The 16,713-nt window shown below is 69.3% G+C and carries 15 protein-coding genes; 10 read left to right on the forward strand and 5 right to left on the reverse strand.

What is annotated here, in order from left to right:
• Positions 1-146: 146 nt before the first annotated feature.
• Entirely contained in the window at positions 147-506 is a 360-nt protein-coding gene (locus ACFXC1_RS18150) for a hypothetical protein (RefSeq protein ID WP_381243815.1), read from the reverse strand.
• A 1,053-nt stretch (positions 507-1,559) separates the two neighbouring features.
• Between ACFXC1_RS18150 and ACFXC1_RS18155 the strand changes: the two genes are divergently transcribed.
• Positions 1,560-1,907, forward strand: a complete 348-nt coding sequence (locus ACFXC1_RS18155; RefSeq protein WP_381243817.1) for a MerR family transcriptional regulator — start codon at positions 1,560-1,562, stop codon at positions 1,905-1,907.
• A gap of 244 nt (positions 1,908-2,151) precedes the next feature.
• Positions 2,152-2,355, forward strand: coding sequence for a cold-shock protein (locus tag ACFXC1_RS18160; protein WP_008735947.1), 204 nt, complete (start codon positions 2,152-2,154; stop codon positions 2,353-2,355).
• Positions 2,356-2,499: 144 nt separating this feature from the next.
• Here the strand turns inward: ACFXC1_RS18160 and ACFXC1_RS18165 are convergent, their stop codons facing one another.
• On the reverse strand, positions 2,500-3,738 hold the full coding sequence (locus ACFXC1_RS18165; RefSeq protein WP_381243819.1) for a PP2C family protein-serine/threonine phosphatase: 1,239 nt from the start codon (positions 3,736-3,738) through the stop codon (positions 2,500-2,502).
• Positions 3,739-4,152: 414 nt separating this feature from the next.
• On the opposite strand from ACFXC1_RS18165, the gene ACFXC1_RS18170 reads away from it, so the two are divergent.
• The 5 genes from ACFXC1_RS18170 (at position 4,153) to ACFXC1_RS18190 (ending at position 10,327) form a co-directional block, all read left to right on the forward strand.
• A complete protein-coding gene (locus ACFXC1_RS18170) occupies positions 4,153-6,912 on the forward strand; it encodes a helix-turn-helix transcriptional regulator (protein WP_381243821.1) in 2,760 nt (919 codons plus the stop codon).
• Positions 6,913-7,229: 317 nt separating this feature from the next.
• Entirely contained in the window at positions 7,230-8,057 is an 828-nt protein-coding gene (locus tag ACFXC1_RS18175) for an alpha/beta fold hydrolase (protein ID WP_381243823.1), read from the forward strand.
• A gap of 145 nt (positions 8,058-8,202) precedes the next feature.
• Positions 8,203-8,913 carry a Rossmann-fold NAD(P)-binding domain-containing protein gene (locus ACFXC1_RS18180; RefSeq protein WP_381243825.1) on the forward strand — a complete coding sequence of 237 codons (711 nt, stop codon included), beginning with the start codon at positions 8,203-8,205 and terminating at the stop codon, positions 8,911-8,913.
• Positions 8,859-9,635, forward strand: a complete 777-nt coding sequence (locus ACFXC1_RS18185) for an alpha/beta fold hydrolase (RefSeq protein WP_381243827.1) — start codon at positions 8,859-8,861, stop codon at positions 9,633-9,635. Before ACFXC1_RS18180 ends, ACFXC1_RS18185 begins: the two co-directional genes overlap by 55 nt.
• A 59-nt stretch (positions 9,636-9,694) precedes the next feature.
• On the forward strand, positions 9,695-10,327 hold the full coding sequence (locus tag ACFXC1_RS18190; RefSeq protein ID WP_381243829.1) for an HD domain-containing protein: 633 nt from the start codon (positions 9,695-9,697) through the stop codon (positions 10,325-10,327).
• A 90-nt stretch (positions 10,328-10,417) separates the two neighbouring features.
• Here ACFXC1_RS18190 and ACFXC1_RS18195 read toward each other — a convergent pair whose 3' ends face one another.
• Positions 10,418-11,044, reverse strand: a complete 627-nt coding sequence (locus ACFXC1_RS18195) for a TetR/AcrR family transcriptional regulator (RefSeq protein ID WP_381243831.1) — start codon at positions 11,042-11,044, stop codon at positions 10,418-10,420.
• Positions 11,045-11,154: 110 nt separating this feature from the next.
• Between ACFXC1_RS18195 and ACFXC1_RS18200 the strand changes: the two genes are divergently transcribed.
• From ACFXC1_RS18200 to ACFXC1_RS18210, 3 genes are all read left to right on the forward strand, one after another.
• On the forward strand, positions 11,155-12,582 hold the full coding sequence (locus tag ACFXC1_RS18200; protein WP_381243833.1) for an MFS transporter: 1,428 nt from the start codon (positions 11,155-11,157) through the stop codon (positions 12,580-12,582).
• 85 nt (positions 12,583-12,667) lie between these two features.
• On the forward strand, positions 12,668-13,543 hold the full coding sequence (locus ACFXC1_RS18205) for an NmrA family NAD(P)-binding protein (RefSeq protein WP_381243834.1): 876 nt from the start codon (positions 12,668-12,670) through the stop codon (positions 13,541-13,543).
• Positions 13,544-13,556: 13 nt separating this feature from the next.
• On the forward strand, positions 13,557-14,387 hold the full coding sequence (locus ACFXC1_RS18210; protein ID WP_381243836.1) for an oxidoreductase: 831 nt from the start codon (positions 13,557-13,559) through the stop codon (positions 14,385-14,387).
• A gap of 178 nt (positions 14,388-14,565) precedes the next feature.
• Here the strand turns inward: ACFXC1_RS18210 and ACFXC1_RS18215 are convergent, their stop codons facing one another.
• Both ACFXC1_RS18215 and ACFXC1_RS18220 read right to left on the reverse strand, forming a co-directional pair.
• Positions 14,566-15,555, reverse strand: coding sequence for a hypothetical protein (locus ACFXC1_RS18215; protein ID WP_381243837.1), 990 nt, complete (start codon positions 15,553-15,555; stop codon positions 14,566-14,568).
• A gap of 11 nt (positions 15,556-15,566) precedes the next feature.
• The gene (locus tag ACFXC1_RS18220) at positions 15,567-16,460 is read right to left on the reverse strand and encodes an FAD-dependent oxidoreductase (RefSeq protein WP_381243838.1); all 894 of its coding nucleotides are present in this window, start codon (positions 16,458-16,460) and stop codon (positions 15,567-15,569) included.
• Between the last annotated feature and the right edge of the window lie 253 nt (positions 16,461-16,713).

The following is a 16,713-nucleotide window of genomic DNA, read 5'->3' on the forward strand; positions in this document are numbered from 1 at the left end:
TCCCACGTGGCCGCGCGGGCGCTGCCGCCCGGCGCGGCCCCCCCCCCCCCCCCCCGCCCGCGGGGGGGGCGCGCCGCCGCGCGCGCGCCCCCCCCCCACTGCGTGCGACGGGTTCCCGTTCCCGTGGTTCCTCGGCGGCCGGAATATCAGCTGTCGGAATAGCTGAAGTCGCCCACGGTCCAGGCGCTGACGTCGCTGATCGCGACCCGGTACATCCCGCCCGTCTCCGGGATCCCCACCGTGCCCTGAAGAATTCGGGCGACGTGGAAGTGCAGATGAGTTGGTGGGCCGTCGTCCTTCGCGGGGGCGTCGAACACGGCGGAGAATTCTCCCAGGCGGGCGGAATCCGTCAGAACCTCCGACACCCTCCGCCTCCACACGGCTTCGGGAGCCAGCCGCCCGGTGATGACGGTGCCGCCGGTGACCACGGTCAGGGACATCTGGTTGCTCTGCCCGGACTCCACCACGGTGGCGACGTCCACGAGCAGCTCGTCATGCTTCGACATGGGTCAGATTGTATTTGGCCGCCGTCCGGCTGCTTCAGCGGTGGCGTTACCGGGCGAGGAGGGCGCGTCTTGCCGTCGCCCGCTTGGCGGGTGACCGCGGTGGCGTGGGCGATGCGGTTGACCATGGGCCGGCCGAAGCCTCCGGTGCCGTCGTCGAGGTCGGGCGACGGATGTCGCGGAGCGGGCGGTTGCGATGTTGACGGTCATGGTGTTCATCAGGCCCTCCTCCCGTGGCCGCCGGTTGAGCGGGTGCTGGCGGCCCTTGCTCCTGTGTCGGTCACTGTTCGAGGCTGATTGCCTGTCTGTCGAACACGCGGAAATCTGTGTTTGTTGGAGTAGACATTGGGGTGTGGGTGTGATTATGGTTCTCTCGTAGCCCAGAGAGACAGCAGGGCCTGGCAGACACGAACTGCCGGGCGGAGCAGTACATGTGAGTGCAGTTGGCAGGACGGTGCGGTGGTGGAGTCGCGAAGCCAGAGCGGTTGCAGGACGGCGACGCGGCTGGCGGCCGTACCGGGTGGCCCGTAGTGATCAGGGGCCGCCGTGAGCAGGACCGCAGTGGCAGTACTCGAAAGTGCAGTTCGCGGTACCCAGCAGTGAAGTCAGTGAGCAGTACCTCGGTGAAGGCGTCGGCTGCGGGCGCGCGCACCGGGAGGTTCGGCAGTGGGGTTCCAAGCCAGGGCAGACGCAGGACGGGCGACGGGGCCGGCTGCCGAAGAGCGGTGCTGTCACAGGCCGCTGAGCAGTTGGTATCACCAGCACAGTGCAGTACCCCCGTTGTAGGCAGTTGATCCCAGAGGGAAGAACGGAGGAGCCGAGCGCCATCAGGATCGCCCGGGCCGGATTTTGAACCCGGGTACCGCAGGACATCGACAGTGAGGTGGTCTCCGGTCAAGCAACCGCGATCCCAGCAGGCCCGGCAGAATGCCGGTCGGGTCTGCGGAAGCAGAAGGCCGACGCCCTGTCAGGGTCGGCAGATGGTGTAGTAGTTCCTTCGGGGCCCTGGTGCGATGAGCGCCAGGGCCCCTCCACGCGTTCCATGGAGAGGTGCAGATGACAGCAGACGACTCGTTCAGCCGTATCGATGACGACGACTATCCCGCCTACACGATGGGCCGGGCGGCCGAGCTGCTCGGCACCACGCAGGGTTTCCTGCGTGCCATCGGCGAAGCCCGCCTGATCACGCCGCTCCGCTCCGAGGGCGGTCACCGCCGCTACTCCCGCTACCAGTTGCGTATCGCGGCCCGTGCCCGGGAACTCGTCGACCACGGCACCTCTGTCGAGGCCGCCTGCCGCATCATCGTCCTCGAAGACCAGCTCGAAGAAGCCCAGCGCATCAACGCCGAATACCGCCGCACCGCAGAATCGGCGAACCCGGCGAACCCGACGAACACGGACTGAGACAGGGGCCTGCCGGCACCGGCGGGCACCCCCTGCAACCGGTCCTGGTGTTCGGCGTGATCGCTTTCCCTGGTGACGCGGTGTGTGGGCGTGTAGCGTCTGCGTCAGCTGTCGTGGTTCGGAGTTCCCCCAAGCCCACGCTCCCGGTGTGGGCTTTTTGCTGTGCTGTGCCGCAGGGACCAGGGCGATCACCTCCGTCTTCCCCATGGAGGGGGAGACGTTCACCGACTGGGAGGCACGAGACATGGCTACAGGAACCGTGAAGTGGTTCAACGCGGAGAAGGGCTTCGGCTTCATCGCCCAGGACGGCGGAGGACCGGACGTCTTCGCGCATTACTCGGCGATCAACTCCTCGGGCTTCCGTGAGCTCCAGGAGGGTCAGGTCGTGACGTTCGACGTCACCCAGGGCCAGAAGGGCCCCCAGGCCGAGAACATCAACCCGGCCTGACCTCGCAGCCCTGCCCGGCGGATCGCGCACGCCGCGTCCGTGACTGCCGCCGACCGGCGCGCGTGACGCGGCCAGCCGGGCAGGTGCCCCGGGCCGCCCCCGCCCGGGGACCGGACGCGGCGGGACGCCGGAGCAGGCGTCGCGTCATCGCGCGGAATTCGCCTGCCTTGTCCGTGACGGTGCGGAGGCATCGGTGAGGTCGGCGCCGGTGTTGGCGTCCCGCTCCGACTGGTCGACGCCGTGCCAGTCCAGGCACATGACGGTCGCGTCGTCCTGCAGGTGGCCGTGGTTGGCGTCGACGATCGCCCCGATGAGAGTCCGGGCGGCCTCACGGGGGTGCAGTGCGCTGGTGCGCACGATCAGGTCCGACAGATCGAGGCTGTTGGCGTTGCGCTCCAGCATGCCGTCGGTCAGCATCACCAGCCGGTCGCCCGGCTCCAGGTCCAGCGACTGGACCCGGTAGGTGTGAGGGACGTGGAAGCCGAACGGCATGTCGATCTTCGGAGTGATCTCCTGAACTTCGCCGTTCCGCATGCGCAGCGGCCAGGGGTGGCCGGCGTTGACGAACTCGGTTGTGCCGTCGATCAGGCTGATGCGGAGAAGCTGACCGGTGACGTAGCTCTGACGGCCGTGGTCCCGCATGGCCTGGTCGGCCTGGCGGGCCTGTTCGGCGAGGTCGGCACCGGCCCGCCGGGCCCGGCGCAGGGCGCCCACCAGGAGAGTGGCCAGCAGCGCGGCGTCGACATCGTGGCCCATGGCGTCAGTGACGGAGAGCTGGACGGTGTCCCGGTCGATGACGTAGTCGAAGGTGTCACCCCCCACGTGGTCGGCCGGCTCCAGCGCCCCGGCCACGGCGAACTGCGCGGCCTCACAGGCCAGCGAAGCCGGGAGCAGCCGATGCTGGATCTCCGCGGCCAGGCTCAGCGGAGTGGTACGGCGGCCCCACTGGTACACGTCGGTGAAGGACCGGTTCGCGATGACGATGTACGCCAGGGCGTGTGCGGTCTCGCCGATCTCCCGCATGGTCTGCGCGTCGGGTGCCGCGGGCAGGAACAGTTCGAGGAGCCCGATGGCGTCCCCGCGGTTGGTCACCGGGGCCACGATCCGCACCAGCGCGCCCTCGCCCTTGTCCTCCACGCTCGGCCGCTGGGTGCGGATCACGTCGTCGTAGAGGGTGCCCCGCAGGGTGATGCGCCGGGCGGGTTCATCGGTGTCGACGCTGCCCGCCGCACCCAGCCGTACCACCGAGCCGCCGGTGAAGTCGGTGATGAGGAACGACACCGACGCGGCCCCGAGGTGCTCCCTGAGCATCCGCGCGACCACGTCGAGCGACTCCACGGGTGCCGCTGTCTCCGCCGCGGCCAGTGTCCCCGCCAAGGTCATCACCCTCCCCTGGCCACCCCGGTTCACGGAAGTGGGAATGGTCGGCCCGCCGGGCCCTTCATGCTCGCGTACGGTCATGGTGAATCCTCGCTGCTCGCTGGTACTCAGGGCTCGCGCCCGGGTACGCGAGTGGCCGGCGCCGAGCCCGTTGCCAGACAGGTGCCGGTGCCAGTCCACCACAGAGTGCCTGAACTGATGCGCCCTATCGGCCAACCACCCCTTGAGCGGTCAAGCCACCGGTCACGTCCGCGGGACCGAGATGCACCGGGCTGGACTGCGCGCGGCCTTCCCGGCCCGGCCCGCGCCGGGTGCGTGCGCGTACGTGCCGGTCTCCCACCCAAAGCACCGCCACGGCCCTGCAACTGGTGATCTACTGAAGAGGCCGGCAGCAAGGGAAGGCCCACAGGACAACAGATGGATGAGCTGTTCGGCCGCGACGAAGAACGCGGCCGTCTCCAGTCACTGCTCAGGCGCGGCCGAACCGGCATGAGCGGCGCCCTCGTTCTCCGCGGTGCACCGGGCGTCGGCAAGAGCGCCCTGCTGGACCATGTTCAGGTCCTGGCGGAGGGCAGTCATCAGGTCCTGCGATTCGATGCCGTCGATTCGGAGGCCGAGCTCGGGTACGCGGCCCTCCACCACCTGCTCGCCCCTCACCTGTTTCGCCTGCCCCGATTACCCCTTCCGCAACGCAACGCGCTCGGGCGCATTTTCGGCCTGCAGGACCACTCCGCTCCTCCGGACCGGCTCCTGGTCGGGGTGGCGGCCCTGGGCCTGCTCACCGCGGCCGCCGCCGAACAGCCGCTCCTGTGCCTGGTGGACGATGCGCAGTGGCTGGACGAGGAGTCGGCCGTCGCCCTGGGCTTCGTGGCGCGACGCATGTACGCGGAGTCCCTCACCTTGGTCTTCGCCGTCCGTGAGGGCAGCGAATCAGCGCCCGCTCTCCGAGGGCTGCCCTCGCTGCCGGTCGACACTCTTCCCGCGCGCTACGCCACGCAGTTGCTCGAGGCGGTGGTGGACGGAGCACTCGACACCGAGGTGCGCGACCGGATCGTATCCGCCACAACGGGCAACCCCCTGGCCCTGATCGAAGCCGTCAGAGAGCTGAGCCCCGCCCAGTTGAGCGGCGTCTCGCCGCTGCCCGACCCCGTTCCGCTGGGCCAGGCCATCGAGGACCTGTACGTACGGGAGACCCTGACCCTGCCGGCCGGCGCCCGGGCCCTGCTTCTCGCGGCCGCCGCCGACCCCACCGGTGACCCCAATGTCCTCTGGCGCGCCGGAGTCCTCCTGGACTACGACGCCGATGCCGCGGCCCCGGCGGAGGAGCAGAACCTCCTGACCATCCGGGATCGCGTCACGTTCCGTCATCCCCTCATCCGCGCGGCCGTGTATCACGCCGCGCCCACCGCCCTTCGCGTCCGCACCCACGCGGTCCTCGCCGAGGTCGCCGGCGACCTCGGCGACGTAGACCTCCGAGCGTGGCATCTCGCATCGGCGGCCACGCATCCGGACGACGCCGTGGCCCTGGAACTGGAGGCCGCGGCGCACCGTACGCTCGGCCGCGGCGGGTGGGCGGCGGCCTCCACCATCCTCGCCCGCTCCGCCGCGCTGACCACCGACCTGCCCTCCCGGGCACGCCGCCTGCTCACCGCAGCCGAGGCGAGTGTGGTCGCCGGGTCGCCCGGGCGGGGACAGACACTTCTCGACGCGGCAGCGGCCTACCAGGCGGATCAGCACCACAACGGGCAGGTCCAACGCGTCCAGGCGCGCATCCATCGTCTTGCCGGCGACACGGGCGCGGCGGCGGACGCACTGCTCTCCGCCGCTCGCCAACTCGCCCCCGTCGATGTCCGCTTGGCCCGCGACATCCTGGTCGAGGCCGTGGTGCAGGCGCAGATCGGCGGGTCCCTGGCCCCGGCCGCCAGTAGCCGGCGCGGGGTGGCCCAGCTGATCCGGGACCTGCCCCTGCCCCCGGCGACGGACCGCACGCCGGGTGACACTCTCCTGGAGGCCGACGCCACGCTGCACATCGAGGGACTTGCCGCCGCGGCCGTTCAACTCCACCGCGCCGTCGACGAGGTACGTCAGGCTCCGGCGACGGCACCCGAATTGTTCCAGTGGCTTGCCGCGGCATGTGCCCACGCGACCCTGTTGGGTGACGATACGGCTCTCAACACCCTGGCGTGGCGAATGGAAAAGGAGGCGCGCACGCAGGGAGCGGCAATTCCCCTGGCCCTCGCCCTCAGCCACACGGCACTTTCCGAACTGGTTGCCGGACGTATCCGAGAAGCGGAGATCCTCTTCGACAAGCGGTCCGCGTGGGAAGAGGCGCGCGGCAATGAAGATCACCTCGGTGCACTCCTCATTGCGGCCTGGCGTGGCCAGTACACAACCGCTCAGGAACTGGATGAAATCGTCACACAGCAAGCCGCTCGTCATGGGCAGGGCTACCTGCTGGTATTCCGTGACTATGCGCGGAGCGTCGTCTCACTGAGCCAGGGCCGCTATGCCGATGCTCTCGGCAGCCTGGAGGGGTGTCTCGCGGAGAGCTCGCAGCTCAAGTTCGCGATCTGCGACATGGTGGAAGCCGCCGTCCGCTGCGGCAGACAGACGCAGGCTCTTTCCATACGGGACTACTTGCAGGATCTGGCGAAATTGACTCCCGTACCCGCTCTCCTGGGTGATCTGGCGCGCGCCAACGCACTTGTTCTCGAAGACGACGCGTCGGCCGAACCGCTCTATCTCGAGGCGATCCAGCATCACGAGAACACACGGGGCCCCGGGCGGCGCGCCCGCAGCCACCACCTCTACGGAGAGTGGCTGCGCCGGGGCCGCCGTACCAAGGAGGCCCGCCGTCACCTCCGGTCCGCCCGCGACCTGTTCACGCAGATGGGAGCGGCGGGCTATGCGCTGCGTGCGGCCATGGAACTGTCCGCGGCCGGCTCCTCGTCGGAAACCCGAGCGCGCACACCCGCGACCGACAGCGAAAATCACCTGACGACGCAGGAGTCCAGAGTCGCGCGGCTCGCCGCCGACGGCGCGACGAACGCCGAGATCGCCGCACAACTCTTCCTGAGCGTGCATACGGTCGATTATCACTTGCGTAAAGTGTTCAAGAAACTCGGAGTGCATTCCCGTCGGGAACTGCAGGAAAATCGGAAACACCTCGGTTCCTGAACCCCGGCACACCGGCGCGGAACCGGATTTCTTCGGCCCGCGGACCCCGGGTTCGTAGTCGCCGGACCACGCGGACTACGAACCGTACGGGATGGCCACGCCGTCCATTCTGCTGCACGATGGGAAGCGGCAGGCGACACCCGGTACGACAGAGCACTGCGACGGGGAGATACCTCGCGAATAACCTGTTGGCCGCGGTCAGTTCGTTGCACATGCACACCAGGGTCCGTTGAACTATTTTCAAGCGGCCTGCTTCGCCGGTGAGTTCTGTCGGAACAGCACCTGGCGTGAGGCCGCCGGCGGAAGGTGAATCGATCATGGCAGTCTTTACCACTTCTGACGGCACCGAGATCTTTTACAAGGACTGGGGAAGCGGTCGCCCCGTGGTGTTCAGCCACGGCTGGCCGCTCAACGCCGACGCCTGGGACGACCAGGCCCTTCTGGTGGCGGGCAACGGCTACCGGGCCATCGTGCACGACCGCCGCGGTCACGGCCGGTCGGGCCAGCCGTGGGACGGCAACGATCTCACCACCTACGCCGAGGACCTCACGCAGTTGCTGGAGCACCTCGACCTGCACGACGTGGTGCTCGTCGGCCACTCCACCGGCGGCGGCGAGGTGACGCGCTGCGCGGCCGGGCGGGCCGCGTCACGGGTGTCGAAGCTCCTGCTCCTCGGCGCGATCCCACCGCTGATGCTCAAGACGGAGAGCAATCCCGAGGGCCTGCCCGTCGAAGTCTTCGACGGGATCCGCCAGGGTGTCCTCGATGACCGATCCCAGTACTACTGGGAACTCAGCGCCCCGTTCTACGGTGCCAACCGAGAAGGCTCCCAGGTGTCCCTGGGGCTGCGTGAAGCCTTCCGGTTGTGGAGCCTCCAGGTCGGCATGAAGGGTGCGTACGACTGCGTCAAGGCCTTCTCGGAGACGGATCTGACCGAGGACCTCAAGCGCATCGAGGTACCGACGCTCATCATCCACGGGGACGACGACCAGATCGTGCCCATCGTGGCGTCGGCGGAGAAGTCGGTGAAGCTCATCAAGGACGCCGAGCTGAAGGTCTATCCGGGCGCCCCGCACGGGCTCATGTCGGTCGCCCCCTTCAAGGAGCGGTTCAACGCGGACCTGCTCGGCTTCCTCGCCGACTGACCCGCGAGCGGTACCCGGATCAGAGCCGGCACCCGCTGACCGCGGTGATGCGCGGGTACCGCTCGCGCATCACCTGCCGACTCCCTCTCCACCACAGGCACTTCTCCACAGACGGAGGGGCGTCGCCCTGCGACGCAATCCTCTGGTGACCGGAGCGACCGGCAGGACGGGCGGCCGTACCGCCGAGTTGCTGCTTGACCGCGGTCAGCGGGTTCGCGCACTCGTCCGTCGGATCGACGAGCGCGCCGAGCGGCCCGCCGCGCTCGCTATTCACGTCACCATCGTGGAACCGGGCTTCTTCCGCACCGACTTCCTCGACCCGGCGAGTCTGAACTCGGACATCGACGTGATCGACGACTGCGCGCCCACCGCCGGCGCGATGCGTGCCGCCGTCCCCTCCCTGAACCACGCCCAGCCCGGCGACCCGGTCAAGGCCGCCCACACCATCGTCGAGATCGCCGCCACCCCCGAACAGCCCCTTCGCCTCCCGCTCGGAGACACCCTGCAAGCCTTCGACACCGAACTCGGCGCCCTCCGCAAGGAGATGGACACCTGGCGCCACGTCGCCCTCTCCACCGACCACGACCAGGGCTGTGCCCTGTACGGCGAGAAGGGCGAGTCGTCGGGAACAGCGGATTGCCGGAAAGACCCCGAAGCGCAAGGCAGTTGGGGACAGCGCACGCAGCCAGAGAGGACGACATGTCCACCCCTGATCACAGGTACCAGAGCAGACTGGTCGAGACACCTTACGGGCGCCTTCACGTTCGCGATGTCGGAGGCGATGGCTTACCCATCGTCGCCATGCACGGGTTTCCGGACGACTCCCGGATCTACGACCGCCTCATACCCCTCGTAGCCCCAAGGCGCGTGGTGACCCTGGACTTCTCCGGCTTCGGACGGTCCGACCGCGGCCCGTACGCCGCCCTTCAGCCCGGGCAGCGCGAGGCCGAACTCACGGCGGTGCTCACGGCGTTGGGAATCGATCGCTGCGTTCTGGTCGGCCACGACGCGTCCGGGGCCGTCGCGGTCAACTTCACGCTGGACCACGCCGAGTCGGTGGACAGACTCGTACTCCTCAACTGCTACTACGGGGACGCCCCTTCCTTGCAGTTCCCGGAGCTGATCCGCCTGCTGGGAGATCCCGACTTCACACCGCTCGCCGACGCCCTCATGGACGACCCGAAGATGCGGGAGTGGATCCTGGCGCACACCCAGACGCGGTTCGGGTACACGGTCGGAGATCCGGACGGTGTGGTGGCGGCCTCCGTGGCCCCGCAGTGGTTCGGGGAGGACACGCGGCCGGACGCACTCGTAGCGATCCGCGCCTGGACCGCCGCCCTGTCTCCCGACCTGGAGATCCAGAACCGCCGCATCGCGGACGGCGAGTTGAACAGGCTGACCGTGCCGGTCACCGTGGCGTTCGGCGAGGACGACCCCTACCTCAACCCCGAAGTCGCCCGGCACATCGCTCACCACTTCCCCGACGCCACACTGCACCTGATCAAGAACGCTTCCCACTGGCCCCAGTGGGAGCAGCCCGAGCAGACAGCCCGGATCGTTCTCGGAAACGAGAGCTGAGTCTTCCATGCGCGTTATGGATTTCGCTGAAATCAGCCGGATCGAGCGAGGGGCAAGGTGTGAACGACACACTCAGTCTGCCGACGGGGACTTGGCACAACGAGATCCTCGTGGCGATGCAGCAGACCGTGAATCCGTCCGTCGTGAACCACTGTATTCGCAGCTTCCTGTGGGCGCGCCTGTACGCGGAACACATCGGCGCGCTGAATGACGCGGCCTACGACGAGGACCTCCTCTTCGCCGCCTGCATCGGACACGATCTTTCCACCGGGACTCTGGGGAAGGGCACTTCTCGCTTCGAGGTGGAAGGAGCCGACCTGGTTGCCGAAATCCTGACCAGGCACCATCTCGCCGCCACGGACGTGGACCGGGTGTGGGAGGCGATCGCCCTGCACACCTCCGACCAGATCGCCGAGCGGCGCGGCTTGATCACGCGGCTGACCTACGAAGGCATCTACATCGACTTCGGAAAGAACGCCGACCTCGTAACCGATCGGGCCGCGCGAGTGCACGACGCTTTCCCCCGGCTCACAATGGTCCGCTCGCTCACCGACGTGATCGTGGCACATGCGGCACTGAGTGAGAATGCCGTTCCTCGCTACGGGCTCGCTTTCAATCTTGTCCGTGAGCGAGAGGCCGATGGCGAGACCTTCATGGAGCGCACCATAAACGAAGGTCCCTGGGGAGAGTGAGGTACGTCATCGCACTCCACTCCTCATCGGATCGGAGTGCGACGCGGCGCCGGGCACCTCGTCCGTCCCGCTCGGCCAGTGCCGGCCCGTTCAGCTCTTTGCGGCGAACGATTCGATGTAGGCCAGGGCTCCGTAAAGCGCGTCACGCAGGGGCGTGGACTCGCCGGCCGCCTGGTCCAGCAGTGCTCCGCCCTGGAACGCGGCGGTGAGCAGGTGGGCGAGCGCGACCGGGTCGGCCTCCGGCCGCAGTTCGCCGCGCTCGCGCATCTTGCCCAGGCCGCGCTTGAACAGCTCCTGCCACCGCCCGAAACCGTCGGCCACCGCGTCCCGGTGGGCGGGCTCGGTCTTGACGACCTCGGCGGCCAGCGAGCCGAACGTGCACCCGCCCCGCACCATGTCCTGGGAGGCGATGTAGGAGTCGGCCCACCGGTGCAGGGCGGCGAAGCTGTCCAACTCGCCCAGTTCGGGCGCCTGGTGGCGGGCGACGATGGTGTCGGCCTGCCAGGCGAGCACCGCGCGCACCAGGGACTCCTTGGTGGGGAAGTGACGCGTCAGCTGGGAGCCGCTGACCCCGGCGGCCTCGCGGATCTGCTCGTTGTTGGTGTTCTGCGCGCCGTGTTCGTAGATCAGCTCGGCGGCGGCCCGGACGATGCGTTCGCGTGTGGCCAGGCCCTTGGCGGTCAGCTTCTGACCCGGCGCTTCGCTGGTGGTGGTCATGGTCACCATCGTACCCCGAAAAAGGGCTTGACAACCCTTTCCGTGAGGTGTTCCCTGGGGGCAGGTCGAAAAAGGGCTACCAAGCCCATTCTGCTGAGGAGGCGGACGGGATGACCACACAGGTGGCGCCGCAAGCGGTCGCGACGACAGTGCACGATGCCCTGACCCCGACCCCGCCCGTCAGTGAGGCCGGTCACCCGCGCCGCTGGAGCATCATGGCGGTGCTGGGTGCCGTCGCCTTCATGGCGCAGCTCGACTTCTTCGTCGTCAACGTCGCCCTCGACGGAATCGGACGGTCGTTCCCGGGCACGGGCGTCGCGACCGTGTCGTGGGTGCTGTCGGCCTACGCGATCGTCTTCGCCGCCGTGCTCGTGCCGGCGGGTCGCATCGCGGACCACTGGGGACGCAAGAGGATGCTGCTCTCCGGAGTGGCGCTCTTCACCCTCACCTCCGCCGTCGCGGCCGCCGCACCCAGCCTCGGCGTACTGGTCGCGGCCCGCGCTCTCCAGGCCGTGGGCGCGGCCATGATCGTGCCGACCTCGCTCGGCCTGCTCTACCCGAGCTTCCCCAAACGCCAGCACACCCTGGTGGTCGGCCTGTGGGCGGGCGTGGGCGCGATCGCGGCCTCCGCGGGCCCGCCCGTCGGCGGACTGCTCGTGACCCTCGACTGGCGGTGGATCTTCCTGATCAACGTCCCGGTCGGCATCGCCACCCTCGTCGCCGGTGCGCTGCTGCTGCCCGAGGTCCGCCGGCCCAAGGGCGCCGCTCTGCCGGACCCGGTCTCCGTCCTCGCGCTGCTGCTGGCCGTGAGCCTGCTGGTACTCGCCACCGTTCAGGGGCCGGGGTGGGGCTGGACGGACGTCCGTACCGTGACCCTCTTCGCAGCGGCCGCGCTGGCCGCCGCCGCGACCGTCGAGCGCACCCTGCGCGCCAAGGCGCCGGTGATCGAGAGGCAGTTGTTCGCAGGCCGGCAGTTCACCGCCGCCACCGTGGCCCTGTTCCTGTTCTCCGCCGGCTTCGCCATCGTCCTGCTCAGCACCGCCCTGTTCATGCAGGAGGTCTGGCACTTCAGCCCGCTGCGCGCCGGCGTCTCCATCGCCCCGGCCCCGCTGGCGTCGATCGCCTTCGCGATGAACGCCGGGCCCATCCAGAGCCGCTTCGGACGCACCGCCCCCGCCGTGACCGGCACGCTGGCCATGGCATTCGCCGCCGCCTACTGGCTCACCGCCGTCCACACCGCCCCCGACTACTGGGGCGCCATGTTCCCGGGCCTGATCCTGGTCGGCCTGGCAGGCGGTCTGGCCCAGGCGCCGCTGTTCGCCGCCGCCGGCTCCCTCGCACCCGACCGCGCCACCACCGGAAGCGCCGTACTCAACATGAGCCGGCAGATCGGCAGCGCCGTAGGTGTGGCCCTGCTCGTCGCCCTCACCCCGCAGGCCACGACCGCCGGGTTCGACCACGCCTGGTGGGTCCAGACCGGCGCCGGACTCGCCGCGGCCGCCGCGCTCATCGCCCTACGGCCCGGCCGCACCCGCTGATCGCAGCGCCGCATCCCCGGACCGCAGCGCCCCGGCCACTGTGCGGCACCCGTCAACTCCCTTTCAGGAAACGGAGATCACCATCATGGAACGCAACCTCCTCGTCATCGGCGCCACCGGCAAGACCGGCCGCCACACCACCGAACTCCTCCTCCAGCGCGGTCACCACGTCCGCGCACTCGTCCGCGGCCTCGACGGACGCGCCGAGCGGCTCGCCGCCCTCGGAGCCGACGTCGTGGAAGGCGACGTACTCGACCTGGACTCCCTGGCCCGCGCGACCAAGGGGATCGACGCCCTGTACTTCACCTATCCGATCCGCCCCGGCCTGATGGACGCCACCGCGAACGTGGCCCAGGCGGCGGAGGAGAACGGCGTCCAGGCGATCGTGAACATGTCGCAGGTCTCCGCCCGCCGCGACACCGCCAGCAACGCCGCACGCCAGCACTGGGTCGCCGAACGCGTCCTGGACCACGCCCCGGTCCCGGTCACCCACATCCGCCCGACCTTCTTCGCCCAGTGGCTGATCGACACCTGGGCCGACGGGACGGGCGAACTGCGCCTGCCGTTCGCCGACGGCCGCCACGCCCCCATCGCGGAAACCGACCAGGCGAAGGTGATCGCGGCCATCCTCGAAGACCCCGCCCCGCACGCCGGTCAGATCTACCCGCTGTACGGCGCCGAGGAGCTCAACCACTACGAGATCGCCGAGAAGATGTCGAAGGCGCTGGGCCGCGAGGTCACCTACGTGCCCATCGAACTCGACGAATTCGCCGCCATCCTGCGCGGGCGCGGCGCGCCGGACCACCTGATCCAGCACCTGCTCGCCGTGGCCGTCGACTACCGCAACGGCGTCTTCGCCGGCACCAACGACCTGGTGAAGACGATCGGCGGCAGCGAACCCCTCGACGTCGAGGGCTTCATCGCCCAGAACCGCGCCGCCTTCAACCTGCCCACTGCCTGAAGAGGAGAAGACAATGAGTGTCTGGTTCATCACTGGATCGTCCCGGGGCTTCGGCCTGGAGATCACGCGTGCCGCCCTCGCCGCCGGTCACCAGGTGGTCGCGACCGCGCGGAGGGCGGAAGCCGTCCGCGAGCAGTTCCCCGATGCCGGTGACGCGCTGCTGGCCGTGCCGTTGGACGTGACCGACCCGCAGAGCATCCAGGCGGCCGTCGACGCGGCGGTCGAGGGGTTCGGCCGGATCGACGTCCTGGTCAACAACGCCGGCACCGGCCTGCTCGCCGCCGTCGAGGAGTCCGACGACGCCGCGGTCCGCGCGTTGTACGAGACCAACGTGTTCGGCCCACTCGCCGTGCAGCGGGCTGTGTTGCCGGTGCTGCGGCGTCAGCGTTCCGGCCATGTGATCAACATCAGCTCCATCGTGGGTTTCGCCACTGCACCCGGCTGGGGCATCTACGCCTCCACCAAGTTCGCCGTCGAGGGCTTCACCGAGACCCTCCACACCGAACTGGCCCCCCTCGGCATCCACGTCACCCTCGTCGAACCGGGCTTCTTCCGCACCGACTTCCTCGACCCGGCGAGTCTGAACTCGGACATCGACGTGATCGACGACTACGCGCCCACGGCCGGCGCGATGCGTGCCGCCGTCCCCTCCCTTAACCACGCCCAGCCCGGCGACCCGGTCAAGGCCGCCCACGCCATCGTCGAGATCGCCGCCAACCCGGAACCGCCCCTGCGCCTCCCGCTCGGAGCCGACACCCTGCAAGCCTTCGACACCAAGCTGGACGCCTTCCGCAAGGAGATGGACACCTGGCGGCACGTCGCCCTCTCCACCGACCACGACTAGGACAAGCAACACCGCGCTGGATCGGGGATCTTCGGCACCACGGTCCGAGGCCCGTCAGGAGCTTCGGTCGGGAGCTTCGGTTGCGCTTCGGTTGACGGCGTCGCCCGACGCTTCGACGTAGGCATCGAGTTTGTCCGTGTACGCATGTGTCCCGTTCGGGCGCCTGCCCAGGTGCTGGTCAGTTCGCCTCCTCCTTCTCCTCCGCCTCCGCGACCAGCGCATCGAGTGCCGTACGCAGCGCGGCCAGTTCGGCCGGGGTGGGATCGGCCGGCTCGTGGGGTATCAGCGCAGCGGGGTTCACCACGGGGGTGGTGCCCTCTGGACCGGACGCGGCCGTGGCGCGGGCAAGGAGCGGGCCGTTGTCGGGCGGCGGGGTGCCGAGGCCCTTGCCGAGTCTCTTCAGCGCTGCTGCGAGCGGGGGCTGAGGGAAGGGGAAGCCGGCGGGGAGCAGTCCGGCCTGCTGTGTGTGGTCGTCGCCGCGGAAGTCCAGGGCCCAGTCCTCCCAGCGCGGCAACGGCCAGTCGTGGATGCCGGCCACGGTGCACACCGCCCAGAGCGAGACGGTGCGGGCCTGCGGGTCGAAATGGACGCCGCCGTCGGGCATGTCGGTGAGCGCGGGGGTGGCCGGCGAGGCGACGAGCAGGTCGATGAGGCCGGGGCCGCCCCCGAGGTGCTCGACGGGCTCCCAGTCGCCGCCCCACGCGCGCACGCTTCCGTCGGGCAGGCGGAGGGAGACAACAGTGCGGGGGTCGGTGCTCTCGGAGTCCGCGAACCCGATGGGCTCGAAGGTCTCGAACCAGCCCGGCGAACGGGTCAAGTCCCGGCCGAGGCCCAGGTGGTGGGTCAGATCGCCCAAGCCGTCGTGCGCGAAGCGGACGTCCCAGTCGGGCCAGGTCCGGGCCAGTACGGCGCGGGCGGCGAGGTGGTCGGCCCAGCTGCCCGCGTCGGCGAACCAGAGCAGGACCCGGCGGTCGTGGTCGACGAGTGCGGCGCCCTCGCACCACACGTCGTCGAGCCATTCGTCGATCTCCCGGTTCGCGCGGAAGCAGCGTGTCGCCGCGGCCGGACCGGGCAGCAGATCGTCAACCACCCGGTTGGCGGCCCAGTGCGAGTAGTACCGCTGCCAGGCGCCGCCCTCGACCACCACGTACTGCGCTCGTGCTCCCATGACCGCCGAGGCTAGCGCCGCCGAACGAAGGGTGACGAACGCTTTTCAGGCATCCGGCTCGGGCTGTTCGCCGGCGACCAGGTGGGCCCATGGGCCGATGGTGAGCCATGGTCAAGAGCTGCAGGCGAGGGGTCGTCATCGACCGGCCCGCCCGTACGACGATCCCGGGTACCGCCCTGTCCGACGCGGACGGCTGGTACGAGCCGGGGTGCCAGTCCTTGGTCATGTTCAGGGCGAGGGCGTGCAGTTCGCGGCTGGTGATGGAGCGTAGGTCGTCGTGGGGGGAAGACGTTGAACATGACGTCGCGGAAGAGGCCGCGGGTGTGGTCGTCGAGGGGCACCTTGCCGTAGATCTGGCGGATGCCGCTGTCCATGATCCGGGTGTGGGGGAGGTATTGCCGGCGGACGGCGGAGTTGACGCCGGCCGTGGCGATCAGGACGTCGGCGGTGGCCGTCGTGCCGTCGGCGAAGTGGGCGGTGACCGGGCCGACTTCGGGGTCGGGGGTGTCGTAGCGGATGAGTTTCTTGCCGGAGGTGACGTGGTCGGTCAGGCCCTCGAAGAGGATCTGGCGGAGGGTGAGGCGGTCGACGGAGATCGGGGTCTCGTCGGAGGCGTCTTCCAGGACGCGGGTTTCGTTGAGCTGGTCGTCTGGCTTGACGATGCGCAGGGGCGGGTAGCCGGCGGTGGCGCGGAAGAGGGCGTACAGGTCGGCGGGCGGGGAGTCGCGCAGGACTCGGTCGCCGGTGGGGTCGATGTGGAGGCGGTAGCCCTGGTTGCGGGTGAGCAGGGCGTCGTCGTGTTCGTGGACGGTGACGTCTACGGCGTGGCGGCGGAGGCCCTGAGCCAGGCAGAGGCCGCCCAGGCCGGCGCCGATGAGCATGACACGTAGGCGGGTTTCGGACATGACGGACCCTTCCTCGATGGTGATGAGAGAAGGGATGCACCGGGCACTGCCGGCAGGAAGCCGGTGTGCTGAGAGTGCGAGCTCCGCCCGGACCTACCACTGACCGGGAACGGTTTTTTCGCGCGTCCGCTGAAGAAGTCCTTAACAGGGCGTTTTGTGCCGTCCGCATCCTGGGATCGGATGGCTTCGAACCGTCCATGGGGGCGACGTGAGGACTAGTGTGCTGTACAGACGTCCCAGACCCCGGCGGCAT

Source organism: Streptomyces hokutonensis, from assembly GCF_042751305.1.
Lineage (GTDB): Bacteria > Actinomycetota > Actinomycetes > Streptomycetales > Streptomycetaceae > Streptomyces > Streptomyces hokutonensis_A.